At 66.3% G+C, this 25769-nt stretch carries 21 protein-coding genes and 1 tRNA gene; 7 read left to right on the top strand and 15 right to left on the bottom strand.

Annotation, left to right across the window (positions count from 1 at the left end; all coding sequences use genetic code 11):
- Positions 1-17 precede the first annotated feature (17 nt).
- From metH to HW532_RS00775, 3 genes are read right to left on the bottom strand one after another with little or no spacing between them, the layout of a single operon-like run.
- Positions 18-3758, bottom strand: a complete 3741-nt coding sequence (metH, locus tag HW532_RS00785; RefSeq protein ID WP_213162621.1) for a methionine synthase — start codon at positions 3756-3758, stop codon at positions 18-20.
- The gene (metF, locus tag HW532_RS00780; RefSeq protein ID WP_213162620.1) at positions 3755-4669 is read right to left on the bottom strand and encodes a methylenetetrahydrofolate reductase [NAD(P)H]; all 915 of its coding nucleotides are present in this window, start codon (positions 4667-4669) and stop codon (positions 3755-3757) included. The genes metH and metF overlap by 4 nt, the downstream gene beginning before the upstream one ends.
- A gap of 59 nt (positions 4670-4728) precedes the next feature.
- Entirely contained in the window at positions 4729-5736 is a 1008-nt protein-coding gene (locus tag HW532_RS00775; RefSeq protein ID WP_213162619.1) for an ArsR/SmtB family transcription factor, read from the bottom strand.
- Between the two features lie 502 nt (positions 5737-6238).
- On the opposite strand from HW532_RS00775, the gene HW532_RS00770 reads away from it, so the two are divergent.
- Both HW532_RS00770 and HW532_RS00765 read left to right on the top strand, forming a co-directional pair.
- A complete protein-coding gene (locus tag HW532_RS00770) occupies positions 6239-6967 on the top strand; it encodes an MlaA family lipoprotein (protein WP_213162618.1) in 729 nt (242 codons plus the stop codon).
- Positions 6968-7031: 64 nt separating this feature from the next.
- Positions 7032-7616: an MlaC/ttg2D family ABC transporter substrate-binding protein gene (locus tag HW532_RS00765; RefSeq protein WP_213162617.1), complete on the top strand. Its 585-nt coding sequence runs from the start codon at positions 7032-7034 to the stop codon at positions 7614-7616.
- A 104-nt stretch (positions 7617-7720) separates the two neighbouring features.
- Here HW532_RS00765 and ettA read toward each other — a convergent pair whose 3' ends face one another.
- The 8 genes from ettA to HW532_RS00730 form a co-directional block, all read right to left on the bottom strand.
- Entirely contained in the window at positions 7721-9379 is a 1659-nt protein-coding gene (gene ettA, locus HW532_RS00760; protein ID WP_213162616.1) for an energy-dependent translational throttle protein EttA, read from the bottom strand.
- A 172-nt stretch (positions 9380-9551) separates the two neighbouring features.
- Positions 9552-10652, bottom strand: a complete 1101-nt coding sequence (arsB, locus tag HW532_RS00755; RefSeq protein ID WP_246479407.1) for an ACR3 family arsenite efflux transporter — start codon at positions 10650-10652, stop codon at positions 9552-9554.
- Positions 10649-11167: an arsenate reductase ArsC gene (locus HW532_RS21970; protein ID WP_246479406.1), complete on the bottom strand. Its 519-nt coding sequence runs from the start codon at positions 11165-11167 to the stop codon at positions 10649-10651. The genes arsB and HW532_RS21970 overlap by 4 nt, the downstream gene beginning before the upstream one ends.
- A 3-nt stretch (positions 11168-11170) precedes the next feature.
- Positions 11171-11662, bottom strand: a complete 492-nt coding sequence (locus tag HW532_RS00750) for an ArsI/CadI family heavy metal resistance metalloenzyme (protein WP_213162614.1) — start codon at positions 11660-11662, stop codon at positions 11171-11173.
- On the bottom strand, positions 11659-12027 hold the full coding sequence (locus tag HW532_RS00745; protein ID WP_213162613.1) for an ArsR/SmtB family transcription factor: 369 nt from the start codon (positions 12025-12027) through the stop codon (positions 11659-11661). The genes HW532_RS00750 and HW532_RS00745 overlap by 4 nt, the downstream gene beginning before the upstream one ends.
- A gap of 531 nt (positions 12028-12558) precedes the next feature.
- Positions 12559-13998 (bottom strand): aldehyde dehydrogenase family protein, encoded by a 1440-nt coding sequence (locus HW532_RS00740; RefSeq protein ID WP_213162612.1) that lies wholly within the window; start codon positions 13996-13998, stop codon positions 12559-12561.
- A 40-nt stretch (positions 13999-14038) separates the two neighbouring features.
- Positions 14039-14836 carry an NAD-dependent epimerase/dehydratase family protein gene (locus tag HW532_RS00735; protein WP_213162611.1) on the bottom strand — a complete coding sequence of 266 codons (798 nt, stop codon included), beginning with the start codon at positions 14834-14836 and terminating at the stop codon, positions 14039-14041.
- A gap of 52 nt (positions 14837-14888) precedes the next feature.
- Positions 14889-15092, bottom strand: a complete 204-nt coding sequence (locus HW532_RS00730; RefSeq protein WP_213162610.1) for a TRAP transporter large permease subunit — start codon at positions 15090-15092, stop codon at positions 14889-14891.
- Between the two features lie 129 nt (positions 15093-15221).
- On the opposite strand from HW532_RS00730, the gene HW532_RS00725 reads away from it, so the two are divergent.
- The 4 genes from HW532_RS00725 to HW532_RS00710 all read left to right on the top strand — a co-directional run bounded on the left by HW532_RS00725 (position 15222) and on the right by HW532_RS00710 (position 21160).
- On the top strand, positions 15222-15959 hold the full coding sequence (locus HW532_RS00725; protein WP_213162609.1) for a FadR/GntR family transcriptional regulator: 738 nt from the start codon (positions 15222-15224) through the stop codon (positions 15957-15959).
- Between the two features lie 100 nt (positions 15960-16059).
- Positions 16060-16962, top strand: a complete 903-nt coding sequence (kdgD, locus tag HW532_RS00720; protein ID WP_213162608.1) for a 5-dehydro-4-deoxyglucarate dehydratase — start codon at positions 16060-16062, stop codon at positions 16960-16962.
- A 5-nt stretch (positions 16963-16967) separates the two neighbouring features.
- Entirely contained in the window at positions 16968-17855 is an 888-nt protein-coding gene (locus tag HW532_RS00715; RefSeq protein WP_213162607.1) for an SMP-30/gluconolactonase/LRE family protein, read from the top strand.
- 245 nt (positions 17856-18100) lie between these two features.
- A complete protein-coding gene (locus HW532_RS00710; protein WP_213162606.1) occupies positions 18101-21160 on the top strand; it encodes an autotransporter family protein in 3060 nt (1019 codons plus the stop codon).
- A gap of 127 nt (positions 21161-21287) precedes the next feature.
- On the opposite strand, the gene HW532_RS00705 is transcribed toward HW532_RS00710, so the two are convergent.
- Positions 21288-21364 (bottom strand) — tRNA-Ile (locus HW532_RS00705).
- Positions 21365-21556: 192 nt separating this feature from the next.
- Here HW532_RS00705 and HW532_RS00700 point away from each other — a divergent pair.
- Complete coding sequence (locus HW532_RS00700) at positions 21557-22291, top strand: SIMPL domain-containing protein (protein WP_213162605.1); 735 nt, start codon at positions 21557-21559, stop codon at positions 22289-22291.
- Positions 22292-22370: 79 nt separating this feature from the next.
- Here HW532_RS00700 and HW532_RS00695 read toward each other — a convergent pair whose 3' ends face one another.
- From HW532_RS00695 to rpoD, 3 genes are all read right to left on the bottom strand, one after another.
- Complete coding sequence (locus HW532_RS00695) at positions 22371-22982, bottom strand: LysE family translocator (protein ID WP_213162604.1); 612 nt, start codon at positions 22980-22982, stop codon at positions 22371-22373.
- Between the two features lie 71 nt (positions 22983-23053).
- Positions 23054-23569 carry a GNAT family N-acetyltransferase gene (locus tag HW532_RS00690; protein ID WP_246479397.1) on the bottom strand — a complete coding sequence of 172 codons (516 nt, stop codon included), beginning with the start codon at positions 23567-23569 and terminating at the stop codon, positions 23054-23056.
- 179 nt (positions 23570-23748) lie between these two features.
- Positions 23749-25746 (bottom strand): RNA polymerase sigma factor RpoD, encoded by a 1998-nt coding sequence (rpoD, locus tag HW532_RS00685; protein WP_213162603.1) that lies wholly within the window; start codon positions 25744-25746, stop codon positions 23749-23751.
- Positions 25747-25769 lie beyond the last annotated feature (23 nt).

The raw sequence follows: 25769 nt of genomic DNA, 5'->3' as shown, positions 1-25769 counted from the left end.
TACGCGGATCCTTGGCCTCAGGCCGCCTCGCTCTCGACCGCCGCCGGGTCGTAGTTGAGGATTGGCGCGAGCCAGCGCTCCACATCCTCCACCGGCCAGCCCTTGCGCGCGGCATAGTCCTCCACCTGATCGCGGTCGATCTTGCCGACGCCGAAATAGTGGCTTTCCGGGCGCCAGAAATAGAGACCGGACACGGAGGATGCGGGCCACATGGCACAGGACTCCGTGAGCTTGATCCCGGTCTTGGCCTCCGCATCGAGGATGCGGAAGAGCGTGCGCTTCTCGGTGTGGTCCGGCTGGGCCGGATAGCCGGGCGCGGGACGGATGCCCTGATACTTCTCCGAGATCAGATCCTCGCTGGTGAGCGCCTCGTCCCTGGCATAGCCCCACAGCTCCTTGCGCACGCGCTCGTGCATGGCTTCCGCGAAGGCCTCCGCCAGCCGGTCGGAGAGCGCCTGGAACAGGATCTTGGAGTAGTCGTCATTGGCGCGCTCGAAGCGCTCCGCCATGTCCTCTTCCGCAAAGCCCGCGGACACTGCGAACCCGCCGATATAGTCGGGGACGCCGGTTTCCTTCGGCGCCACGAAATCGGCGAGCGCGGCGTTGGCGCGCTCATTGTTGCGCTTCATCTGCTGGCGCAGCGTATGCAGCGTGGCGAGCTCCTCGGTCCGTTCGCCATCGGCATAGACCTCGATATCGTCGCCAACCGCATTGGCCGGCCAGAAGCCGACGACGGCGCGTGCGGTGAGCCACTTCTCCTCCACGATCTGCTTGAGCATCGCCTGGGCGTCGTTGAAGAGATCGCGGGCCGCCTCGCCATAGCGCTCGTCCTGCAGGATCTGGGGGTACTGCCCCTTCATCTCCCAAGTGGAGAAGAAGGGCGTCCAGTCGATATAGGGGACGAGATCGGCGAGCGGATAGTCGTCGAAGACCCTGGTGCCGAGGAAGCCCGGTGCCGGGGCCTCGGTCCAGTCGACCGGCGTGCGGTTGGCGCGGGCGTCCGCGATGCTGGCGCGCGCCTTGACCTCGCGCCCGCGGGCATGGCCTTCGGCGAGCCGTTCGTATTCCGCGCGGATGTCGCTCACATAACCCTCGCGCGCGGTCGCGGAAAGCAGGTTCTGAACGACGCCGACGGCGCGGCTCGCATCGGTGACGTAGATCGCCTGGCCCCGGGAATAGTTCGGATTGACCTTGACCGCGGTGTGGATCCGGCTGGTGGTCGCCCCGCCGATGAGCAGCGGCATGTCGAAGCCTTCCCGCTCCATCTCGGCGGCCACATGGCACATCTCGTCGAGCGACGGCGTGATGAGGCCGGAGAGCCCGATGATATCGGCCTCCTTCTCCCGCGCCGTCTCCAGGATCTGGGCGGCCGGCACCATGACGCCGAGATCGATGACCTCGTAATTGTTGCACTGGAGCACGACGCCGACGATGTTCTTGCCGATATCGTGCACGTCGCCCTTCACGGTCGCCATGACGATGCGGCCCGCCGGGCCCTGCTTGTCGAGGCCCTTCTCCTTGCGTTCCTGCTCCATGTAGGGAAGCAGATGGGCCACGGCCTTCTTCATGACGCGGGCGGACTTCACCACCTGCGGCAGGAACATCTTGCCGTCGCCGAACAGGTCGCCGACCACGTTCATGCCGTCCATCAGCGGCCCCTCGATCACCTCCAGCGGGCTGTCCGCCTTCAGCCGGGCCTCCTCGACATCCTCCTCGACATAATCGCCGATGCCGTTGACCAGCGCATGGGCAATGCGCGCATCAACCGGCTCCTCGCGCCAGGCGAGCGTCTTCACCTCCTTCTGGCTGCCGTCGCTCTTGTAGCTCTCCGCAAGGTCGAGCAGGCGCTCCGTCGCGTCGTCGCGGCGGTTGAGGATAACGTCCTCCACGCCCTCCAGCAGCTCCTTCGGGATATCGTCGTAGATGGTGATCTGGGCCGGATTGACGATGCCCATATCCATGCCGGCGTGAATGGCATGGTAGAGGAAGGCGGAATGCATCGCCTCGCGCACCGTGTTGTTGCCGCGGAACGAGAAGGAGAGGTTCGACACTCCGCCCGAGATATGGGCGTGCGGCAGCTCCTTGCGGATCCGCTTCGTCGCCTCGATGAAGGCGATGCCGTAATCGTTGTGCTCCTCGATACCGGTGGCGACCGCGAAGATGTTCGGGTCGAAGACGATATCCTCCGGCGGGAAGCCGACCTTCTCCGTCAGGATCTCGTAGGAGCGCTTGCAGATCTCGAACTTGCGCTCCACCGTGTCGGCCTGGCCGTCCTCGTCGAAGGCCATGACGACGACGGCGGCGCCATAGGCGAGCACCTTGCGGGCCTGGGCGATGAAGGCCTCCTCGCCTTCCTTCAGGCTGATCGAGTTGACCACGCCCTTGCCCTGGATGCATTTGAGGCCCGCCTCGATGACCGACCATTTCGACGAGTCGACCATGACCGGCACCTTGGAGATGTCCGGCTCGGCGGCGACGAGGTTCAGGAAGGTCGTCATCGCCTCCTGGGAGTCCAGCATCCCCTCGTCCATATTGACGTCGATGATCTGGGCGCCGTTCTCCACCTGATCGCGCGCAACCTCCAGTGCCGTCTCGTAGTCGCCTTCCTTGATGAGCTTGCGGAAGCGGGCGGAGCCGGTGACGTTGGTGCGCTCGCCGACATTCACGAAATTGACGTCCGGCGTCACCACGAAGGGCTCGAGCCCCGACAGGCGCATATAGGGCTCCGGCTGCACCACCTTGCGCGGCGCCTTGCCCTTCACCGCGTCGGCGATGGCGGCGATATGCTCCGGCGTCGTGCCGCAGCAGCCGCCGACGAGATTGACCAGCCCGGAATCGGCGAACTCCGCGATCATGCCCGCCGTCTGGTCCGGGCGCTCGTCATAGCCGCCGAACTCGTTGGGCAGCCCCGCATTGGGGTAGGCGGAGACCAGCGTGTCGGCGACGCCGGAGAGCTCGTCGATATGCTGGCGCATCTCGGCGGCGCCGAGCGCGCAGTTGAGGCCAACGGCGATCGGGGATGCATGGCGCACCGAATGCCAGAAGGCCGTCGGCGTCTGGCCGGAGAGCGTGCGCCCGGAGCGGTCCGTGATCGTGCCGGAGATGATGACCGGACGGTGGATGCCGCGCTCCTCGTAGAGCGACATGATGGCGTAGATCGCGGCCTTGGCGTTCAGCGTGTCGAAGATCGTCTCGACGAGCAGGATGTCCGCGCCGCCGTCGATGAGCCCGCGCGCCGCCTCTCCGTAGGCGTCCGCCAGGTCGTCGAAGGTGACCGCGCGGTAGCCCGGATTGGTGACATCGGGCGAGATCGAGGCCGTCCGGTTGGTCGGCCCAAGGGCGCCGGCGACGAAGCACTGCCGCCCCTCCTCGCGCGCCATCACTTCCTGGCAGGCCTCACGCGCAATCCGCGCGGCCTCGACATTGAGTTCGTAGGCCAGATCCTCCATCGCATAGTCGGCCTGCGCGATGCGGGTGGAGGAGAAGGTGTTGGTCTCCACGATATCCGCGCCGGCCTCCAGGAAGCTCTTGTGGATCTTGCGGATGACGTCCGGCTGGCTGAGCGTGAGGAGGTCGTTGTTACCCTTCAGCTCCTTGCCGTGATCGGCGAAGCGCGAGCCCCTGAAATCCTCTTCGGAAAGCTTGAACTCCTGAATCTGCGTGCCCATCGCACCGTCGATGACGAGGATGCGCTCTCGGGCGAGACGCTTCAGCGCCTCGCTCACGGGATCGGTGTTGCGACTGAGGAGGTCGGTCATGCTGCTGCCTTTTCGGTCTTGGTTCCCAGGCCGAGCAGCCTGCAGATCGCATAGACGAGCTCGGCACGGTTCAGCGTGTAGAAGTGAAACTGGTCGATGCCCTGGTCGCGCAGTTCCGCGACCTGTTCCGCCGCCACCGCCGCGGCGACGAGAGCATGGGTCTCCGGGTCGTCGTCGAGCCCTTCGAAGCGCGCGGCGAGCTCCGGCGGGATGCTCGCGCCGCATTTGCCCGCAAAGCCCGCGACGCGCTTGAAGTTCACGATAGGCACGATGCCCGGTACGACGGGCACGTCGATGCCGCGCGCACGAACCCGGTCGAGATAGCGGAAATAGGCGCTGTTATCGAAGAAGAACTGGGTGATCGCGCGGTCCGCGCCGGCATCGACCTTAGCGGCGAGCATGGCGAGATCCGTCTCCCAGTCCGGCGATTCGGGATGCTTTTCCGGATAGGCGGCGACCGAGATGTCGAAATCGGCGATCTTGCGGATTCCGCCGACGAGATCGGCCGCGTTCTCGTAGCCGCCCGGATGGGGCGCATAGGCAGAGCCCACGCCCTCCGGCGGATCGCCGCGCAGGGCCACGATATTGCGTACGCCGGCCTTGTCGTAGGCGCGCACGACGTCGTCCACCTCGCCGCGCTCCGCCCCGACGCAGGTCAGGTGGGCCGCAGGCGTGAGCCCCGTCTCCTTCAGGATGCGCGTGACGGTGGAATGGGTGCGCTCGCGCGTCGAGCCGCCCGCCCCGTAGGTGACCGACACGAAGGCCGGATCGAGCGCCTCGAGCTTCTTGATCGCCTCCCACAGCGAGCGCTCCATGGCCTCGTTCTTCGGCGGAAAGAACTCGAAGGAAACGCGGAACTCGCGCTCGGGCTCCGCTTGGCCGTTGGTGGTCTTCACCTCGTCGTCCCTCATTGTATTTCCCTTTTAGACTCAAGGATCTCGTGCGGTCGGGCCGGTTGGCCCGGACCGGATCAGGCGGGCTCGGCCTCGGACGCCATGACGGTCGCGTCCGTGCGGGCATGAACGGGCCGCGCAAGCCAGATCGACACCGTCAGGCCGTTCGCGATGGTCGGCGGCGGCGGCAACTGCTCGTGGCTGACCACCTTCAGCCCCGCACGCTGCGCCCATGAGGCGAACTGGTCGTCGGAAATGCCGAGCCGGCGATGGGCATGGCCCTCGCGCAGGAATTCGAGCTCGTGCGGTGCGAAGTCGACCACCAGCATCTGTCCCTCGGGGCTCAGGACCCGCGCGGCCTCCGACAGGGCGCGCTCGGGATCCTCCAGATAGTGGAGCACCTGATGCACGGTGATCGCGTCCGCGCTGTCATTGCGGTAAGGCAGGTGGAACAGGTCGCCATGGCGCACCTGGCAATGCTTCAGCCCGGCGCGCTCCAGATTGGACCGGGCCACGGCCAGCATCTCCCGCGACAGGTCGACGCCGATGCCGTGTTCGGCGTCGCGCGCGAACAGCTCCAGCATGCGGCCCGTGCCGGTACCGAGATCGAGCAGCGTGCCGATGGGCCCCGCATCGGCGAGGATGTCCGCCATCGCCTGCTCGACATCCTCCTCTGCCACATGGAGAGAGCGGATACTGTCCCAGTCTTCCGCATTGGTCCGGAAATAGGCGGCCGCCGCGCTGGCACGCTCCGACCTCAGCGCCTCGAGCCGCTCCAGATCGCGCAGGAGGGCGGGATCGTCGGCCGGCAGGAGATCGGCGATCATGTGGGCAAGAGCCGCACCGGTGCCCTCCTCGCCCAGGCGGAACAGCATCCAGCTGCCCTCCCGGTGACGTTCCAGGAGGCCCGCCTCCGTCAGGAGCTTCAGATGACGGCTGACGCGCGGCTGGCTCTGGCCGAGAATCCCGGTCAGCTCAGTCACGTTGAACTCGCCATGGGACAGGATGAACAGCAGCCTGAGCCGCGTGCTCTCTCCAATCGCCCTCAAGCCGGCGAGCAGTTCGTCCATCCGCAAATCCGCCATGATATCCTCCGGCATGCCCGTCACGCCCATCCGGCCGGACCGGACCGCGACGCGATCCCGACACCTGCCGCACGGCACGTGCCGTCACGCCCAAATCAGTGGTTGGTCATATAAACATATCTTTATATGAGACCCAAGCGCTTTCTTTGGATGGATATTCCGATACAACCCCGATACGCTGCCCCCGTCCCGGGCACGCGCGGCATTTGGGCAACGCCCAAGCGGGTTTCGCCGCGCCGACGGCGTTTTCCTCTGGTAGATCAATGGAGTTGTGCTATCGTCGCGGCAAACTGCTAGACAGATGGCTGCCGAACGGACACGAATCACAAACATCGCCATTGTAATGACAAGCATAGTTATCCCGCGCATGAATGCTCCTGCCCGGCCCGTGGGCAGGGTCCGTCGTTTCGGCCTGGCCGCAGCGATATCCCTTGCTGTTGTCTGCAATGCCGGCCTCGCCGCCGCGCAAACTGCGACCGACGAGGTCGCCGAGACCAACGTCGTGACGACCTACGAGGCCGATCCGAATGCGCCCGTCGTCCAGACGATGCAGGCGGATTCCTATCAGGCCGAGGAACTGTCCGACCCGATCGAGCCGGTCAACCGCGCGATCTACGGTTTCAACGACGCCGTCGACACCGTGCTTCTCAGGCCGGTTGCGGAGATGTACCGGGCCGTGGTGCCCTCCTTCCTGCGCACGGGCATCTACAACATCATCTCCAACGCGACCTCCCCCATCACCCTGGTCAACGACGTGCTCCAGGGCGAGGGCAAGCGGGCGGAGGAGACGCTGGTGCGCTTCCTCGTCAACACGACGGTGGGCTTCGGCGGCTTCGTCGACGCCGCCCAGCATGCCGGCATCGAGCCGCATACGGAGGATTTCGCGCAGACGCTCGCTGTCTATGGCGTGCCGTCCGGGCCCTATATCGTGGCGCCCATCATCGGCCCGTCGACCCCGCGCCACCTGTTCGGCCGCGTCGTCGATGCTGCGGCGAACCCCTTCACCTGGCTGCTGATGGATGCGACGCTGCTGGAAAGCAGCTCGCCCCTGATGGCCGAGGTCGTGACGACGCGCGAGGCCAATCTCGACCAGCTCGACGCCTTGCGCGAATCCTCGCCAGATTTCTATGCGACGCTGAAGGATGTCTATTACCAGCGCCGTCTGGCGGAGATTCGGAATGGTCGGGTGGTCGAGGAGGACCTTCCCGACATCCCCGAATTCTCGCGCTGATCGGCGGCGGCAGAGACTTCGTTCCACGATCCGAGACAACATGAACCCACGGAAGAGGACCGGTATGACCCTCCTGTCCCGCAGACACCTCATAGCTTGCTCATGCGCCGCCCTGATGGCGGCCGGGCTGACCCTTCCCCACAGCCTGCCGGCTGAGGCCGCGAGCGCGGAATCCTTCATCTCCTCGGTGGGCAACAAGGTCCTGGCCGCGGCCCGGGCGCGTTCCGGCAGCCAGTTCCGCAGCCTGCTGCGCCAGAATGCGGACATCCCCTCCATCGCGATGTTCGCGCTTGGCAACTATCGCAGCAAGATGCCGCGGTCGCGCCAATCGGAGTATTTCGGCCTGTTCGAGAAGTACATCTCCGACGTGTTCGTCAACAATGCCACGAAGCTCGGCGGCAACGCGCTCGACATCAAGGGCAGCAAGAACACCGGCAACAGCGTGATCGTCACGAGCCAGGTGCAGTTTTCCGGGCGCCAGCCCATGCCGGTCATCTGGCGGCTGCGTTCGCGCGGCGGCGGCTACAAGATCATCGATGTCAGCATCGAGGGCGTGTGGCTGGCCATCCAGCAGCGCACGAACTTCGTCTCGCTGCTCAACCAGAACAACGGCAATATCGACGCGCTCTTCAGCTTCCTGAAGAAGTAGCGGGCAGCCCCTGTCGGGCGCGCACAGAACGGATGTGAAAACGGCCGGGGCATTTCCGCCCCGGCCGTTTTGCGTTGCACATCCCTGCGGCGATGCGGGCGCCGTCACGCCCTGGCGAAACGCTTGTACTTGATGCGCTTCGGCACGACGGAGTCCTCGCCGAGACGGCGCTTCTTGTCCTCCTCATAGGCCTCGAAATTGCCCTCGAACCACTCCACATGGCTGTCGCCCTCGAAGGCGAGGATGTGGGTCGCGATCCGGTCGAGGAACCAGCGATCGTGGCTGATCACCACCGCGCAGCCGGCGAAGTCGAGAAGCGCCTCCTCGAGCGCGCGCAGCGTATCCACGTCGAGATCGTTGGTCGGCTCGTCGAGCAGCAGCACATTGGCGCCCGATTTCAGCATCTTCGCCAGATGGACGCGGTTGCGCTCGCCGCCGGAGAGCTGGCCGACCTTCTTCTGCTGGTCGCCGCCGCGGAAGTTGAACCAGCTCACATAGGCGCGCGACTGCACCTCGCGCTTGCCGAGCTGGATGACGTCGTTGCCGTCCGAAATCTCCTCCCAGACAGTCTTCTTGCCGTCCAGCGTGTCGCGCGACTGGTCCACATAGCCGAGCACCGCCGTCTCGCCGAGATCGAGCGTGCCCTTGTCCGGCGTCTCCTGGCCGGTGATCATGCGGAACAGTGTCGTCTTGCCGGCGCCGTTCGGGCCGATCACGCCGACAATGCCGCCCGGCGGCAGGCGGAAGGACAGATCCTCGATCAGCAGCTCGTCGCCGAAGCCCTTGGTGAGGCCGTCCGCCTCGATGACCACATTGCCGAGGCGCGGTCCCGGCGGAACAGTGATCTGCTGGCGGGCCACCTTCTCGCGCATATCCTGGTTGAGCAGATCCTCGTAAGCCTTGATTCGGGCCTTTGATTTCGTCTGCCGGGCACGTGGGCTCGCCTGCACCCACTCAAGCTCCTCCTTGAGGGTGCGCTGGCGCGCCTCCTCCTCGCGCCCCTCCTGGATCAGGCGCTTCTCCTTCTGCTTCAGCCATTCGGAGTAATTGCCTTCGTAGGGAATGCCGCGCCCCCGGTCGAGCTCGAGGATCCAGCCCGTCACATTGTCGAGGAAGTAGCGGTCATGGGTCACCAGCACGACGGTGCCCTTGTAGCTCTCCAGATAGTGCTCGAGCCAGGCGACCGATTCCGCGTCGAGATGGTTGGTGGGCTCGTCGAGCAGCAGCATGTCGGGCTCCGACAGGAGCAGCTTGCACAGGGCCACCCGGCGCTTCTCGCCGCCCGACAGCGTCGACACCGCCGCGTCGTCGGGCGGGCAGCGCAGGGCGTCCATCGCCTGCTCCACCTGGGAGTCGAGGTCCCAGAGGTTCCGGGAATCGATGATGTCCTGCAGCTTCGCCATCTCGTCCGCGGTCTCGTCGGAATAGTTCATGGCGAGCTCGTTATAGCGGTCGATCAGCGCCTGTTTCTCCGCGACGCCTTCCATGACGTTCTCGCGCACGGTCTTGTCCGCGTCGAGCTCCGGCTCCTGCGCCAGATAGCCGACCTTCACCCCGTCGGCGGCCCAGGCCTCGCCCTGGAACTCCTTGTCGAGGCCCGCCATGATCTTCAGCAGCGTGGACTTGCCGGCGCCGTTGACGCCGAGAACGCCGATCTTCGCGCCCGGCAGGAAGGACAGGTTGATGTTCTCGAAGACCTTCTTGCCGCCGGGAAAGGCCTTGGTGAGGCCGTGCATGTGATAGATGTACTGATGGGACGCCATGCTCTCGCTACTTCCGGATGTTCGGGAAACGCTCAAGGAGGTCCCGCATCGCCGCATGTACCATACGGCTCGCTCAGGACCTCCACGAGGATTGCCCGATATATAGCATTCGGGCCCGATTTAGGAAGGGCGGGAGCGGCCCCCGGCGCAAAGGCCGCTCCACAAGGCGGCGTCAGCGCTTGCCTGCGGGCATAGCGCCGCGCTCGTACCAGCCCCGCGAGGCGTTGACGATGCGCGCGACCGACAGCATGACCGGCACCTCCACCAGAACCCCGACCACCGTCGCCAGCGCCGCGCCGGACTGGAAGCCGAAGAGCGCGATGGCGGTCGCCACGGCGAGCTCGAAGAAATTGCTGGCCCCGATCAGCGCCGACGGACCGGCGACGCACCAGTCGACGCCGAGGCTGCGGTTCAGCCCATAGGCGAGCGCGGCGTTGAAATAGACCTGCACGAGGATCGGCACGGCGATCATGGCGATCACCAGCGGCTGGCGCACGATCTGCTCGCCCTGCAGGCCGAACAGCAGGATGAGCGTTGCCAGCAACGCCACCAGCGAGACGGGCCCGAGCCGTTTCAGCGTGCGCGCGAGCGCCGCCTCGCCCCCCGTCCTCAGGCGCCTTGCGCGCCAGAGCTGGGCAATGGCCACGGGCACGACGATGTAGAGGACGACCGACAGGATCAGCGTGTCCCACGGCACGGTGATGGCCGACAGGCCGAGCAGCAGCCCGACGATGGGCGCGAAGGCCACGACCATGATCGTGTCGTTGAGCGCGACCTGGCTCAGCGTGAAATGCGGCTCGCCGTTCACCAGGTTGGACCAGACGAAGACCATCGCCGTGCAGGGCGCGGCCGCCAGCAGGATGAGGCCCGCAATGTAGCTGTCGACCTGGTCGGCCGGCAGGAAGGGCCGGAAGACGGTTCCAATGAACAGCCAGGCGAGCAGCGCCATGGAGAACGGCTTGACGAGCCAATTGACGCCGACGGTCGCCACGATGCCGCGCCAGTGCGCCCCGACGCCGGAGAGCGCCGCCGGGTCGATCTTGAGCAGCATGGGGATAATCATCAGCCAGACGAGCACGGCGACAGGCAGGTTCACCTCCGCCACCACCATGCCGCCAATGGCATGAAAGACACCCGGCAGCAGCTGACCCAGCACGATGCCGGCGACGATGCACAACGCCACCCAGACCGTCAGCCAGCGCTCGAACACACCGAGCTTCGCGGCTGGCGCAGCAAGGGCCGCACCGGCATTGTCCGTCGTTGTATCGCTCATGATGCCCTGCTCTTCGCGTCGTTCTCGTCGAGACGGCCGATCTCGACGACCTTGCGCTCCGTCTCCGCCCTGTCGATTTCCCCATGCCGGAGCGCGAGGAAGATCCGGATGCGGCGGTCGAGCATCCTGAAGACCTCGCGGAAGGCGAGCATGCGCTCGGCCTCCGACCCCTCCGCCGCCGCGGGGTCGGGAACGCCCCAATGGGCCGTGACCGGCTGGCCGGGCCATATGGGGCAGACCTCTCCGGCGGCGTTGTCGCAGACGGTGAAGACGAAATCCATCTCCGGCGCGCCGTTCCTGGCGAACTCGTCCCAGCTCTTGGCGTAAAGCCCCTCGGTCGGCAGGTTCGCCTGGCGCAACGTCTCCAGCGCCATCGGATGGACATCGTTCTTGGGATGGGAGCCCGCGCTCCAGCCCCGGAAGCGTCCGGCACCGAGATGGTTGAGGATCGCCTCGGCCATGATGCTGCGCGCGGAATTGCCCGTACACAGGAACAGAACGTTCAGGGGAGCCATGGGTTACGAGCCTCCGCCTGTATCGCTCGCCGACGGGCCGCAGCCGCATGCTCCCCGGCTGGCGGCGGCGATGGCGGGCGGCTCGCAGCAGGCCGCATCGAGCCTGTCCAGCGCGCCGTCCTTGCCGTAGACCGTGCTCTCCCCGTGGGTCAGGAAGGTCTCCCAGGCCACCCCTTGAGGATCGGCGATCCACTGCTTGTCGCTGTTGGCATAGCAGCAGACAGTCGCCGGCTCCTCCACCACCGGGCGGTCGGCCCGGGCAAGGCGGCCATAGACTTCCGTGAGCTCGGCCTCGGTCTCCACCTGGATGCCCAGATGCTCGACGCCGACGGCCTGGCCGCGCCGGGAGATCGCGAAGTTCACGCGCGGATCGTCCAGCATCCATTTCGCGTAGTCGGGCTTCACCACAGAGGGTTCCGCGGCAAACAGGGTCGTGTAGAAGCGGACCGACTGGTCGAGATCCTCCACAGACACATGGACATGCAGGCGTTTCATGCCGATCTCCGATTGGTTGGGCTGGCCGCATCCTCCGTCACGGCAGGGCGTGCCGGATCGCAGCCGGGGTTGCAGGCGGCCCCCTGGCCGCAGCAGTTTTCGGTGAGATAGCCGACAAGGCCGTTCATGGCGGCGAAGTCGGCGGCGTAGATGATCTGCCGGCTGACCCGGCGCTGCGTCGCAAGGCCCGCCTGGACAAGCGCGCGGGTATGGAAGGTCAGCGAGGATGGCGGCACGCCGAGCCGGTCCGCGATCATGCCGGCCGACAGCCCGTCGGGCCCCGCCTCCACCAGCATCCGGTAGATCGCGAGGCGATGCTCGTGGGCCAGCGCCCCGAGGGCCTCTATCACATGCGCCGTGTCCATCCCGTTCATCCCATAGTTCGACGATAGTCGTATCGTTATGCTGAACGACGCTGCCTGTCAACGACTATTCGACGAATATCGTATTATTGACGGAGCGGTCGAGTGGAAAGAGCTCCCGCCCCCTCGTCATTGCCCGGCTTGATCCGGCAATCCGTCTCACATCCCGGCAAGTGCGGAGACTGCATGGATGCCCGGGTCAAGCCCACCGCTGTCCGGTTCAAAATGTCCATGGCCCGCGGACGGGCATGGCAGAAGCTGAAACGCCAGGCTAGATGTCGTCCCGGGGCTTGGTCCCGGGACCCAGTGGCATGTCTGCCGGTGCAGGCGCCCCACTCCACTCCTTAAGCCCCCCTCTCTTCGTCATTCCCGCGAAAGCGGGAATCCAAGAGCGGCGTCAGGAACATGGATCCCCGCTTTCGCGGGGATGACGGGTAATCCGTGCAACATGCCAATCGAGTGGCCACTGGATCCCGGGACCAAGCCCCCGGGACGACGTTGTGTATTTGTGACTTGCGCCGTCCGTCTCCCCGCTCAGGGCAGCGTATAGGCCGTCTTGACGGTGGTATAGAACTCCGCCGCGTAGCGCCCCTGCTCGCGCGGGCCGTAGCTCGACCCCTTCCGGCCGCCGAAGGGCACATGGTAGTCGACGCCCGCCGTCGGCAGGTTCACCATCACCATGCCGGCCTCAGAATTGCGCTTGAAATGCGAGGCGTGCTTGAGGCTCGCCGTGCAGATCCCGGCGGACAGCCCGAAGGCCGTGTCGTTGGCGACCGCGAGCGCTTCGTCGTAGTCCTTCACCCGGACCACCGAGGCGACGGGCCCGAAGATCTCCTCGCGGTTGATGCGCATGTCGTTCGACGTCTCGGTGAACAGCGCGGGCTGGAGATAGAAGCCCGGCGTGTCGCGGTTGAGCCGTTCGCCGCCCCAGGCGAGCGTCGCGCCCTCCTCGCGCCCGATGGCGAGGTAGCGCTCGTCCTGGGAGAGCTGGTTCTCGTCCACCACCGGGCCGATATGGGTGCCCTCCTTCAGCGCGTCGTCCACGACGAGCCCCTTCAGGCGCTCGGTCACGGCGGCGACGAAGCGGTCGTGAATGCCGTCCGCCACGATCAGGCGCGAGGAGGCCGTGCAGCGCTGGCCGGTGGAGAAGAAGGCGCCGTTCACCGCACACTCCACCGCCGTGTCGAGAGCGGCATCGTCGAGCACGACGAGCGGGTTCTTGCCACCCATCTCGAGCTGCACCTTGCGCATATGCTCCGCGCACGCCGCCGCGACGCTCTTTCCGGTCGCCACCGAGCCCGTGAAGGTGATGGCGTCGATATCGGGGCTGTCCAGCATCGCCTGGCCGACGACGGAGCCGCGGCCCATGACGAGGTTCAGGACACCGTCCGGCAGGCCGGCCCGCTTGAGGATGTCGACCAGTGCCCAGGCGCAGCCCGGCACGAGCTCTGCGGGTTTGAAGACGACGGTGTTGCCATAGGCGAGCGCCGGCGCGATCTTCCAGGCGGGAATGGCGATGGGGAAGTTCCATGGCGTGATGATGCCGACCGCGCCGACCGGTTCCCGGGTGATTTCCACATCGACGCCGGGGCGAACCGAGGCGATCTTGTCGCCCGCCTGGCGCAGGCACTCGCCAGCGAAGAAGCCGAAGATCTGGCCGGCGCGCGCCGCCTCGCCGATACCTTCGGGCAGCGTCTTGCCCTCCTCGCGCGCAAGCAGCCGTCCGAGTTCCTCCCTGCGTGTCATGATCTCGTCGGAGGCCGCCTTCAGGATGTCGTGGCGCTGCTGCGGGCCGGACTGTGCCCAGGCCGGCGCGGCGTCCCTGGCGGCAGCGATGGCGCGGGCGGCATCGGCCTCGGAGGCGCGGGCATATTCGCCGACCACGTCATCGGTGTTCGACGGATTGATATTGGCGATGACGTCGTCGCCGTCCGTCCACTCGCCGCCGATCAGATTGTGATGCAGTTCGCTCATGTCGTCGGTCCGTCCCTGTCTGTCCCGGTTCTTGGGTGTCTCATTCGTCTTCGAAATGGCCGGCCGCGGCGAAGGCCCCGCCCTGGAAGATCACGGCCGGATCGTTCGGATCGGGCGTCGGCGTGGCCGCCTCCACCCTGTCGCGATAGACCTCCGCGGTCTCCTCCGGCGTCCAGCCGAGGAAGGCGGCATGACCGTTGTCCCACCATTGCTCCTTGTTGGCGGAGGCGCCGTAGAGCATGGTGCAGCCAAGCTTCGGCGCAGCGAACGCGACCTCGATCATGCGGCAGAAATCATTGCCGGAAAGCCAGGTCGCAAGCATGCGCCGGTCCCGCGGTTCGGGAAAGCACGATCCGATCCTGACCGACAGGCTCTCCACGCCGAACTTGTCGTAATAGTAGCGCGCGACCAGCTCGCCATAGCATTTCGACAGGCCGTAGAGGCTGTCTGGCCGGTACGGGCTCTCGCCGTCGAGCCGCTCGGTACGCTCGTGGAAGCCGATCGTGTGGTTGGAGCTCGCAAACAGGATGCGCGGGCGTCCGTGCCGGCGCGCGGCCTCGAAGATGTGATAGGTGCCGCGCAGATTGGCGTTGAGGATCGCCTCGAAACTGTTCTCCATCGAGATGCCGCCCAGATGGACGATGCCGTCGCAGCCGGAGACGAGATCCATCACCGCGTCGTAGTCGCCGAGATCGCACGTCACGGTCTCCTCGCCCTCGCCCGCGGGATCGAGCGGCGCGATGTCGGAGAGCCTGAGCTCCGGATAGATGCCTGCGAGGTTCTCGCGCAGCATTCGGCCGAGGCCGCCGGCTGCGCCCGTGATCAGCAGCTTGTGCATGGATTGCCCTCCTTCGGGACGGTCGGAGTGTCTGGCCTCTGCCGGCCCGCCGCTATCCGGGACGCGACGGCAATGCCAGCGGGATTGCAGGAACGAAGGTCGTCAGCATAAGCGCAAGCAGGATCGCAAGATAGAACGGCCAGATCGACCTCAGCGCTTGCGCGATGGGGGTCTGGCCGATGACGCATCCGACGAACAGGCAGGCACCGACCGGCGGCGTGCACAGCCCCAGGCCCAGCTTCATCATCAGGATCATGCCGCTGGTCGAACCGGTCTTGTCATTCTCGTTCGGCCACCATAATTCATACGATAACTTTGTGGCAAGGCGATCCTGTCATATGATCATGGAACTTTGGGTGGAGATCAAGGCGACCGGCAGCAGGACATGAACGAGCAGACCGCCACACACGCCGGCAAGCGCCGGAGCCTCACCGCGCACGTTCAGGCCGTCCTGCGCGAGCGCATCGCCGGCGGCACCATCAGGCCCGGCGACAGGCTCCCGACGGAGAAGGCCCTGATCGAGGAGTTCGGCGTCAGCCGCACCGTGATCCGCGAGGCGGTCGCGCGCCTTGCCGCCGACGGCCTCGTGGAGCCGCGCCAGGGCGCCGGCGTCTTCGTGCTCGAACCGCCGAAGACCGAGGCCGGCGCGCTGAGCCTCCTGTCGGCGGATTCGGGCAAGATCTCCTCAATCCTGGAGGCGCTGGAACTGCGCACGGCGGTGGAGATCGAGGCCGCCGGCCTTGCCGCGGAGCGCTGCTCGCCCGCCCAGGAGGCCAAGATCGGCGAGGCGCTCGACGAGATCGATGCCGCCGTCGCACGCGGCGAGAGTGCGACGGCGGTCGATTTCGCCTTCCATCTCGCCATCGCGGAGGCCACCAACAACCGCTATTACTGGGAGTTCCTGGAGTTTCTCGGCAATCGCACCATTCCGCGCGCCCAGTTCGCCCGCAAGGACGGGTCCGCGCCCGTCCCGATGGCGACGCTCCGACAGTTCCAGGCCGAGCACCGGCACATTGCAGAGGCCATCGCCGCGCGCGACCCAGACCGGGCGCGCGACGCCATGCGCCTCCATCTGCGCGGCAGCCTGGAGCGCTATCGCGCCCTGATCCGCCGGAAGGACTGACCGTCGCCAGCGGTCCCGCCAGCGCGCGGATATTGACCAATTCATCATACAAATTATGATGGCGCGCGACACCCATCCCTTCGCGAGGACCTTCCTTCCCATGACACTCGACACCCTCAAGGCCCGCATCGGCAGCGGCCTCCTGTCCTTCCCCGTGACCCCGTTCGGCGCGGATCTGGCCTTCGACGAGGAGGCCCACCGCGCCCATGTCGCCTGGATGGCGGGATACGGGCCGGCGGCCCTGTTCGTGGCCGGCGGCACCGGCGAGTTCTTCTCGCTGACGCCGGAGGAGGTCGTGCGCTCGGTGCGCGGCGCACGCGAGGCGGCGGGCGACCTGCCGATCATCTCCGGCTGCGGCTACGGCACCGCCATGGCCTCAGAACTCGCCCGCGCGGCGGAAGGTGCCGGAGCGGACGCCCTGCTTCTCCTGCCGCATTATCTGATCGGCGCGAGCCAGGAGGGTCTCTACCGCCACGTCAAGGCGGTGTGCGACGCGGTCGGCATCGGCGTCATCGTCTACAATCGCGCCAATCTCGTGCTCACGGCGCAGACGCTGGAGCGGTTGTGCGAGGCCTGTCCGAACCTGATCGGCTTCAAGGACGGGGTCGGCGATGTCGGCGCGGTCCGCCAGGTGACGGCACGGCTCGGCGACCGGCTCGTCTATGTCGGCGGCATGCCGACGGCGGAGCTCTTCGCGGAGGCCTACAAGGCGGCCGGCATGACGACCTACTCCTCCGCGGTCTTCAATTTCATGCCGGAGATGGCCCAGCGCTTCTTCCAGGCGCTCCAGAGCGACGACCGCGAAACGATGCACGCATTGCTCACCGGCTTCTTCTATCCCTATATGGCGATTCGCGACCGGGGGACGGGCTATGCGGTCTCCATCATCAAGGCGGGGCTGCGGCTCACCGGCCGGGATGCCGGGCCGGTCCGCCCGCCCCTGACCGACCTCACCGACGGGGAGCACGACATGCTCGCCCCCCTGATCGAACGCTACAGGTGACGCCCATGACGCCGCGCGCGGACTGCATACTGGACGCCAGGGCCCGGCTCGGAGAGGCCGCATTGTGGTCGCAGACCGAGCAGCGTCTGTGGTGGACGGATATCTCGGCAGGCCGGCTCAACCGGTTCGATCCCGCAAGCGGCACGAACGAGAGCTGGGACTTCCCCTGCCCGCTCGGCTGCTTCGCCCTGCGCTCGCGCGGCGGGCTCGTCCTCGCGCTTGCCAATGGCTGGCACAGCTTCGACCCGGCGACGGGCAAGACGGCGTTCTGGAGCGATCCCGAACCCGACAGGCCCGGCAATCGCTTCAATGACGGCACGACCGATCCCGCCGGGCGCTTCTGGGCGGGGACCATGCCGATAGAGGGCGCGCGCGAATGTGCCGAAGGCGCCCTCTACCGGCTCGACACCGACCGCCGGACGACGCGTGTCATGGACGGCTTTTTTGTGCAGAACGGCCTCGCCTTCTCGCCCGACGGACGCGTCATGTATGTCTCCGACAGCCATCCCGATATCCGCACCGTCTGGGCCTATGACTACGACATCGACACCGGCACGCCGACCGGCAAGCGCGTCTTCTTCGATACCCGGCAGGTGCGCGGCCGGCCCGATGGCGGCACGGTCGACGCGGATGGCTGCTACTGGATGGCGGGCGTGAGCGGCTGGCAGCTCGTACGGATCACGCCGGATGGCCGTGTCGACTGCACGATCGACATGCCTGTGGAGAAGCCTACCAAGATCGCCTTCGGGGGGCGCGACCTAAGGACGCTGTTCGTCACCTCCATCAGCGAAAACATCACGCCAGGAACCGCGGAGCGTCAGCCCCAGGCCGGCGGAATTTTCGCTCTGGACGTAGGGATTCCGGGACTTCCCAGCTCTTCCTTTTGGGGTTAAACCATACCCAGCCGTTATTATGGCGCATACAGATAATTAAAATTATTATTGTATTTTCACAACCCTTAGGACCAAATCCCCCTCATCACATCGAGCGCACGAATCGTGCCCGGCAACCGCACTTTGCCGGGACAGCGATGTTTTTGCCGAAGCCGACGCGCTTCACGCCAATGGGGGATTACAACATGGTAGAGAGATCCGGTTCTTCCGGACACGGAAGGCGTTGCCTGCAAGACGGCACGCCGATGCGGAATCGCAGTTTCCGCAGGCTGTTCCCGGCCCTTCTGGCCTCAACGGCTTTGCTTCCCGCCGTGCTCGTCGCCGGGCCCGCCCGGGCGGACTGCACGACGGCGGGCGACACGACGACCTGCAACACATCCAGCCCCAACCCCTACACCGCCACGGTCGGCACCGGCCAGGGCGACGACGACCGGACGGTGACGGTCGAGACGGGCGCGGAGATCTCCGCCGGCAATGCCAATGCGATCAGCCTCGGAAACGGCGCCACGATCACCGTCGAGGACGGCGCAACCGTGCGCAACAATGTCACCACCAGCAACGGCAATTTCGGTACCGGCGCCAACACCATCGAGTTCGAGGGCAACGGAACGCTCTATGTCGGCGAAGGTGCGCAAGTTCTCTCCGAGGGCCCGAAGAGCAATGTGGAAGCCGTAAATGTCCACGGCTTCGGCAACAAGATAGAAAACCATGGCACGATCCACGCGGAGAACAACGCCGCGATCTGGTTCGAGAACTGGCCGGGCGCCGACGGGACCGGCAAGAACGAAGTCGACAATTTCGGCGTCATCTCCACAGCCAAGAATGGCGGCGACGCCAATGTGTTCGGCGCACAGGACAATTCCACCGGCATCGTCTTCAAGAACCGCACCGGCGCGGAGGTCCACGGCCATCTGCGTTTCGCCGACGGCGACGACGAGCTGGAGTTCTTCGCCAACTCGCTTGTGACCGGCGACATCGACGGCGGCGGTGGCACGGACGACCTGACGCTGAATGGCGCGGACGGTTCCTCCGACATCCTTGCCGGCGACATTTCCAACTTCGAGACCCTGCTCAAGACGGGCGCGGGCAAGTGGACGGCCACCGGTACGCTCAAGGGCTTCACCATCGTCACCGTGGACAATGGCACGCTCGCGCTCACCGGCGACAATACCGACTTCAACGGCAAGGTCGTGGTGAACGCCGACGGCATCATGGAAGCGCGCGCCCAGAGCCTGCCACTCACCACGCTCGGCGGCCCGGACGTCAACAATGACGGCCTCGTGCGCTTCACCCAGCCCGACGACGGCACCTATACGGGCCAGATCGCCGGCACCGGTGCGGTTGAGAAGACGGGCGCCGGCGTCCTGACGCTCGACCCGACGGCGGCCTCGGGCAACACCTATTCCGGTGGCACCTATTTCAACGAGGGCACCATCGCGGTCGGCGCGGACAACGCGCTCGGCGCATCTAACGGCGCCCTCGTCTTCGATGGCGGCGCGCTGCGCTTCGATGCAAGCTTCGACCTGTCGGCGGACCGCGACATCACGCTCATGGACGGTGGCGGTATCTTTGACACGCAGGGCTTCACCTCCACCCTCTCCCAGGGCCTCACCGGGACCGGCGGCTTCGTCAAGAAGGGCGGCGGCACGCTGATCCTCAACGGCGACAACAGCCATGACGGCGGCACCCGGGTGGATGCGGGCGCACTGGTGGTGGGCGATGCCGACCATTCGGGCGCGTCGCTGTCCGGCGCGGGCGACGTCCTCGTCTCCTCCGGCGCCACGCTCGGCGGCTATGGCCGCGTTGTCGGCGACGTCGCCAATAACGGCACGATCGCAGTCGCCAATGCCCTTGCCGCACTGTCGGCCGGCCCGACCGGCACCTTCACCGTCGAGGGCGATCTCGCCAATAATGGCCGGATCCAGCTTGGCGGCGAGAGCGTCGGCAACAGGCTCGTCATCGGCGGCGACTATGTCGGCAATGGCGACATCTACCTCAACACGGTGCTTGGCGACGACGGCTCGGCGACCGACCTCGTGGTGATCGACGGCGGCAGCGCCACCGGGAACACCGCGCTCCACATCACCAATGCCGGCGGTCTCGGCGCGCTGACCACGGGCGACGGCATCCGCGTCGTCGACGCCATCAACGGGGCGACGACCGATTCGGAGGCCTTCGCGCTCGCCAACCGGCTTGCCGCGGGCGCCTACGAGTACGAGCTCTATTACGGAGGCCGCGCAACGACCGGCGGCGATCCGGGAGACCAGGACTGGTATCTGCGTTCCCACAAGCCGGGCGAGGACGACCCGCTCTATCGCGACGAGGTGCCGCTCTATTCCGCCCTGCCCTCGCTCGCCACGCTTTACGGCTTCGCCATGCTCGACACGCTCCATGAGCGCGTCGGCGAGACCTTCCAGCGGCCGCGCCGGGCGGACGGGGCGGATGGCGGCGCCGCCGCCTCAGGCGGCTGGGGCCGCGTCCTCGGTGTCTACGGCAAGCACAAGAGCGACGATTTCGTCGATGACGGCGCGGAGTTCGACTACACCTTCGGCGCCGTGCAGACCGGCCTCGACCTCTATCGCCGCGAGGGCCGCGACGGCTCGCGAGACAATGCCGGCTTCTATCTCGGCGTCGGCCATGTGGACGCCGATGTCGACAAGCAGTATGGCGGCAAGGCGGGCACCGCCGATCTCGACGCCTATTCGTTCGGCCTCTACTGGACCCATTTCGGCGCGACGGGCTGGTATCTCGACGCGGTCGCCCAGGGCACCTATTACGATGCCAAGGCCCATTCCGAACGCGGCCAGAAGCTCGACACCGACGGCTATGGCCTGATCGCCTCGCTGGAGGCCGGCTACCCGGTCCGGCTCGACGAGGGCCTCGTGCTCGAACCGCAGGCCCAGCTCGCCTACCAGCATGTTCATATGGATGGCGGCAAGGACGATTACGGGCGGGTTTCCTACGAGAATACGGACACCCTTCTCGGCCGGCTCGGCGCCCGTCTCGCCAAGACATGGCAGACGACCTCCGACGGCCGTCCGCTGCCGTCGACGGCCTGGCTCCGGGTGAATGTCTGGAACCAGTTCCTCAACGATCCCGACACGACGTTCACCACGCTCGACGGCAACCATCCCGCTTCCGTCTCCTCCCCGCTCTCGGGCACCTGGGGCGAGATCGGCATCGGCGGCTCCGCCTTTGTGACCGAGAGCGTCTCGCTGTTCGCCGTGGGCAGCTACAACCACGCCCTCGACAACAGCGGCATGGAGTCCTGGGACGCGAAGGCCGGCCTGACCGTCGTCTGGTAATCTGGACGGGCCAGACGACGCACACAGAGCCCGCATGGCCTGTCCGGCCATGCGGGCTCTTTCGTCTCCGGACGTCCCGCCACCGGGCAGGACAGAGCGCGTCTGAAGCGATTTCGGAACGGCGCGCTGGTGGGCCCGGCAGGACTCGAACCTGCAACCAGACGGTTATGAGCCGTCAGCTCTAACCAATTGAGCTACGGGCCCGGCGCGCGAGCGGCGCGGGGTGCGGTCTGTGTCTCCGCGTGGCGCCTTCCCGTTGCGGAGCTATACCAGATCGGCGCGTTCTGCAATCATGACGTTACGGGGATTGTGGATCATGGGCGCCGCACTGTTGACGCAATCGCGCGCAAGGTCGAGCCTTTGCAACCCTGAACGAGACGAGTCGGAGGACGAGAAATGTCGCGCATCGCGCTTGCACCCTGGACTGCCGCCGCCGCGGTGGCTGCCGTTATGGCCGCCACGCCCGTCGGCGCTCTCCACGCCGAGGACCGGACGCCGCCGCGACTCATGACGCTGACCGGCACCGGCGAGGTTTCCGCAGAGCCCGACACCGCCATCGTCACCATCGGCGTCGAGGAGGAGGCCAAGACCGCACGCGAGGCGCTCAGCGCGAACACCGAGGCCATGAATGGCGTCATGGAGACGCTCAAGGGCCAGAAGATCGCGGACAAGGACATCCAGACCTCCGGCTTCTCGATCTCGCCGCGCTATGTCTATCCCAAGAATGGCGAGGACCAGCCGCCGAAGGTCGTCGCCTATCAGGTGTCCAACCAGGTGACGGTCAAGGTCCGCGACCTCGATGCGCTCGGCGGGCTCCTCGACAAGGTGGTCAGCGCCGGTTCCAACCGGATTTCCGGCATCTCCTTCACCATCGACGACGCACAGGAGATGGAGGACGAGGCGCGGCGCCGGGCCGTGGCGGATACGCGCCGCAAGGCGGAGCTCTATGCGAAGGCGGCGGGCGTGAAGCTCGGCGACGTCCGGCAGATCTCCGAATCGGGCGGCGCCCAGCCGCCCATGCCGATGATGCGCACCATGGCGATGGAAGCCAAGGCCGACGGCGCGGTCCCCGTCGCCCGCGGCGAGCAGACGATCACCGTCCGGGTGAACATCGCGTGGGAAATCGAATAGGCCCGATACGGCCTTTCAGGTCCGGTTTCGGCGGGGAAGCGCTACGAACGGCGCTTCCCCGTTTTCATATCCGTAAGCGCTACCGTTCCGCCAGCGCCAGGCGCAGCCCGAGCATGACGAAGGCGCCGGCAAAGGCGCGCCGCATCCAGTCCATGACCGCCGGGCGCGAGAGGACCTTCGCGCGCACCGATGCGGCCAGCAGGCCGTAGACGGAGAAGACGGCGAAGGTCAGCGCCATGAAGACCGCGCTCAGCCCCAGCATGTGCATGACGGGCGCTGCATCGTCGGGCGCGACGAACTGGGGCAGGAAGGCGAGGAAGAAGATCGACAGCTTCGGATTGAGGATGTTGATCAGGAATCCGGTCACGACGACCTGCAGGGTCGAGCGCGCATCGCTGCGGTTCTCCACCGTCAGCGCCCCGCCCGACCTGAGCGCGCTCCACGCCATATAGAGCAGATAGGCCACGCCGGCATATTTCACGAGCTGGAAGGCCATGGCACTGGTGTGCAGGAGGGCGGCAACCCCCAAGAGAGCGGCGGCGATATGCGGCACGATGCCGAGCGTGCAGCCGAAGGCGGCCGCGATGCTTGCCCGGCTGCCGCGGGCAAAGGCCGAGGCCAGCGTGTAGAGAACGCCCGTTCCAGGCACGATGACCACGATGAGAGAGGTGACGAGGAACTCGATGCTCATGGGCGGACCGCCTTGTGTTCTGTCGTGCGCATTGAAGCACGGGACGCGGGCGGCGGGAAAGCCATGTGGCCCTAGCCGGCGTCGGAGGCCCTCGCGAATGTCATCACAACCGCCGGGCCCTCCTCGGTATCGACGACGAGATCGCCGGAGAAGCCCGCCTTTTCATAGGCCCGGCGTGCCCGGAGATTGTCGGGGTGGGGATCGATTGCCACGGCAGGGGCACCGTCGGCGCACAGGCGCTCGGCGAGACCGCGCAGGAAGGCCAGCCCATGCCCGGCGCCGAGCATGCCGGGCTCGCCGATCAAGGCGTCTATGGCGCGCGACCCCGCGGGCAACCGGGCGAAGTGGCGATGGGGCCATGTATGGACATCGTAGTGCTGCACATAGGCGAAGGGGCGCCCGCCGAGCGTCACGATCTCCATGACCATGTGCGGATTGTCGAGATCGGCCTCGAGCAGTGCCGCCTGCTCGTCCGGATCGCCCCACCAGCGCCTGACCTCCGGCACCTCAAGCCAACGCCGCAGAAGCGCGAGGTCGCCGCTGACGACGGGGCGAAACCCGTAAGGACCGGCCATCGCGACAGACATGTCGGAGCGGATTGTCTTCACGTCGCCTCGCTCAGTCCAGCCGCGAAAGATGGGGCACAAGCCGCACAGGCCCATGCGGTCCCCGCGCCACGGTCCGGTCTCCTTCCCGTCACTCCCACCGAAGCGGAAATGACGGGGACGGTGTCAGCGAGCCGAGATGCCGTTGGCTCTCGCCTGGCCTAATTGTCCAGGAAGCTGCGGAGCTTGCGCGACCGGCTCGGATGCTTGAGCTTGCGCAGGGCCTTGGCCTCGATCTGACGGATGCGCTCGCGGGTCACGGAGAACTGCTGGCCGACCTCCTCCAGCGTATGGTCGGTGTTCATGCCGATGCCGAAGCGCATCCTGAGGACGCGCTCCTCGCGCGGCGTGAGGCTTGCCAGCACCCGGGTCGTCGTCTCGCGGAGGTTCGACTGGATCGCCGCGTCGATGGGCAGGACGGCGTTCTTGTCCTCGATGAAGTCGCCGAGATGGGAATCCTCCTCGTCGCCGATCGGCGTCTCCAGGCTGATCGGCTCCTTGGCGATCTTCATCACCTTGCGCACCTTCTCAAGCGGCATGGAGAGCTTTTCCGCCAGCTCCTCCGGCGTCGGCTCGCGGCCGATCTCGTGCAGCATCTGCCGGCCGGTGCGCACCAGCTTGTTGATCGTCTCTATCATGTGCACCGGGATGCGGATGGTGCGCGCCTGATCGGCGATGGACCGGGTGATCGCCTGACGGATCCACCATGTGGCGTAGGTGGAGAACTTGTAGCCCCGGCGGTACTCGAACTTGTCCACCGCCTTCATGAGCCCGATATTGCCTTCCTGGATGAGGTCCAGGAATTGCAGCCCGCGATTGGTGTACTTCTTGGCGATGGAGATCACGAGGCGGAGATTGGCCTCCACCATCTCCTTCTTGGCGACGCGCGCCTCGCGCTCGCCCTTCTGCACCATGTGGACGATGCGGCGGAACTCCGCGATCTCCAGCCCCGTCTCGGTGGCGAGCTGGTGGACCTCCGCGCGGATGTCGCGGATCTCGTCCTTCTCCTTGGCGACGAAGTTTTTCCAGCCATATTTGGTCAGCCGGCCAACGCGCTGCAGCCAGCGCGGATCGAGCTCGGCGCCCTGATACTCCTTCAGGAACTCGGTGCGCGGCACGCCATGGCCGTCCGCCAGGCGCATGAGGCGGCCCTCGAGCGAGATCAGGCGCCTGTTGATGCCATAGAGCTGGTCGACCAGCGCCTCGATGCGGTTGGTGTTGAGCGACAGGCTCTTCACATCCGCGATGATGTCCTGGCGCAGCTTGGCATAGCGGCGTTCCTGGGCCGGAGACAGGCTCTTGGACTGCATCCGGTTCTCGACGAGCTGGTCCTGCAGGCGGCGCAGCTTCTTGTAGTTGCCGGCGATGGAATCGAAGGTCTCCAGAACCTGCGGCTTGAGCTCCGCCTCCATGGCGGCCAGCGACAGGCTCGCCTCGTCGGCATCGTCCTCGTCGTCGTCGCCGTCCTCGTTTTCGGTCTCCGCCTCGGTGGCCTCGCCCTTCTGCTGCTGCTGCGCCGGCTGCTGGCCCGTGCCATTGGTCGCCGCCCCCTCCGCCGGGGCCGCGGGCGCGGCGGGCGCCTTGGCGTCCGGACCGGCATAGGTGGCTTCCAGGTCGATGATGTCGCGCAGGAGGACCTGGCCCTCATTGAGCTCGTCGCGCCAGATGATGATCGCCTGGAAGGTCAGCGGGCTCTCGCAGAGTCCTGCGATCATCGCCTCGCGGCCGGCCTCGATGCGCTTGGCGATGGCGATCTCGCCCTCGCGCGACAGGAGCTCCACCGACCCCATCTCGCGCAGATACATGCGGACGGGGTCGTCCGTACGCTCCAGCGGCTCGGACGCCGTCTTCTCCTTCTTGACGGGCAGGCCCGGCTCTGCGCCGTCGGCCTCCTCGGGCTGTTCCTCGTTCTCCTCCTCGCTCTCCACGACGTTGATGCCCATCTCGGAGAGCATCGCCATGATGTCCTCGATCTGCTCGGAGGAGACCTCGTCCGACGGCAGGACGTCGTTGAGCTCTTCGTAGGTCACATAGCCGCGCTGCTTGGCGAGCTTGATCATCCGCTTCACAGCGGCATCGGACATGTCGAGCAGCGGTCCGTCCTGGGACTCCGTGGTGCTCTCTTTTGTCTCTTGTTCCTCGGCCACGTTCGTGCTCATTTGCCCGTCTCCACGCGATAGGG

It is taken from the genome of Kaustia mangrovi (assembly GCF_015482775.1).
Taxonomy (GTDB): Bacteria; Pseudomonadota; Alphaproteobacteria; order Rhizobiales; family Im1; genus Kaustia; species Kaustia mangrovi.
Note: the sequence above shows the minus strand (reverse complement) of the source record. Positions and strands in the feature narration are given on the sequence as shown.

What these genes read in the sequence shown, in the direction of transcription:
- metH (WP_213162621.1), bottom strand. Translation starts at nt 3,758, where the DNA reads ATGACCGACCTCCTCAGTCGCAACACCGATCCCGTGAGCGAGGCGCTG.
- kdgD (WP_213162608.1), top strand. Translation starts at nt 16,060, where the DNA reads ATGACACTCGACACCCTCAAGGCCCGCATCGGCAGCGGCCTCCTGTCC.
- HW532_RS00730 (WP_213162610.1), bottom strand. Translation starts at nt 15,092, where the DNA reads ATGATCCTGATGATGAAGCTGGGCCTGGGGCTGTGCACGCCGCCGGTC.
- arsB (WP_246479407.1), bottom strand. Translation starts at nt 10,652, where the DNA reads ATGAGCGATACAACGACGGACAATGCCGGTGCGGCCCTTGCTGCGCCA.
- HW532_RS00740 (WP_213162612.1), bottom strand. Translation starts at nt 13,998, where the DNA reads ATGAGCGAACTGCATCACAATCTGATCGGCGGCGAGTGGACGGACGGC.
- metF (WP_213162620.1), bottom strand. Translation starts at nt 4,669, where the DNA reads ATGAGGGACGACGAGGTGAAGACCACCAACGGCCAAGCGGAGCCCGAG.
- HW532_RS00710 (WP_213162606.1), top strand. Translation starts at nt 18,101, where the DNA reads ATGCGGAATCGCAGTTTCCGCAGGCTGTTCCCGGCCCTTCTGGCCTCA.
- HW532_RS00735 (WP_213162611.1), bottom strand. Translation starts at nt 14,836, where the DNA reads ATGCACAAGCTGCTGATCACGGGCGCAGCCGGCGGCCTCGGCCGAATG.
- HW532_RS00690 (WP_246479397.1), bottom strand. Translation starts at nt 23,569, where the DNA reads ATGTCTGTCGCGATGGCCGGTCCTTACGGGTTTCGCCCCGTCGTCAGC.
- rpoD (WP_213162603.1), bottom strand. Translation starts at nt 25,746, where the DNA reads ATGAGCACGAACGTGGCCGAGGAACAAGAGACAAAAGAGAGCACCACG.
- HW532_RS00700 (WP_213162605.1), top strand. Translation starts at nt 21,557, where the DNA reads ATGTCGCGCATCGCGCTTGCACCCTGGACTGCCGCCGCCGCGGTGGCT.
- ettA (WP_213162616.1), bottom strand. Translation starts at nt 9,379, where the DNA reads ATGGCGTCCCATCAGTACATCTATCACATGCACGGCCTCACCAAGGCC.
- HW532_RS00725 (WP_213162609.1), top strand. Translation starts at nt 15,222, where the DNA reads ATGAACGAGCAGACCGCCACACACGCCGGCAAGCGCCGGAGCCTCACC.
- HW532_RS00695 (WP_213162604.1), bottom strand. Translation starts at nt 22,982, where the DNA reads ATGAGCATCGAGTTCCTCGTCACCTCTCTCATCGTGGTCATCGTGCCT.
- HW532_RS00775 (WP_213162619.1), bottom strand. Translation starts at nt 5,736, where the DNA reads ATGGCGGATTTGCGGATGGACGAACTGCTCGCCGGCTTGAGGGCGATT.
- HW532_RS21970 (WP_246479406.1), bottom strand. Translation starts at nt 11,167, where the DNA reads ATGGCTCCCCTGAACGTTCTGTTCCTGTGTACGGGCAATTCCGCGCGC.
- HW532_RS00715 (WP_213162607.1), top strand. Translation starts at nt 16,968, where the DNA reads ATGACGCCGCGCGCGGACTGCATACTGGACGCCAGGGCCCGGCTCGGA.
- HW532_RS00765 (WP_213162617.1), top strand. Translation starts at nt 7,032, where the DNA reads ATGACCCTCCTGTCCCGCAGACACCTCATAGCTTGCTCATGCGCCGCC.
- HW532_RS00750 (WP_213162614.1), bottom strand. Translation starts at nt 11,662, where the DNA reads ATGAAACGCCTGCATGTCCATGTGTCTGTGGAGGATCTCGACCAGTCG.
- HW532_RS00745 (WP_213162613.1), bottom strand. Translation starts at nt 12,027, where the DNA reads ATGGACACGGCGCATGTGATAGAGGCCCTCGGGGCGCTGGCCCACGAG.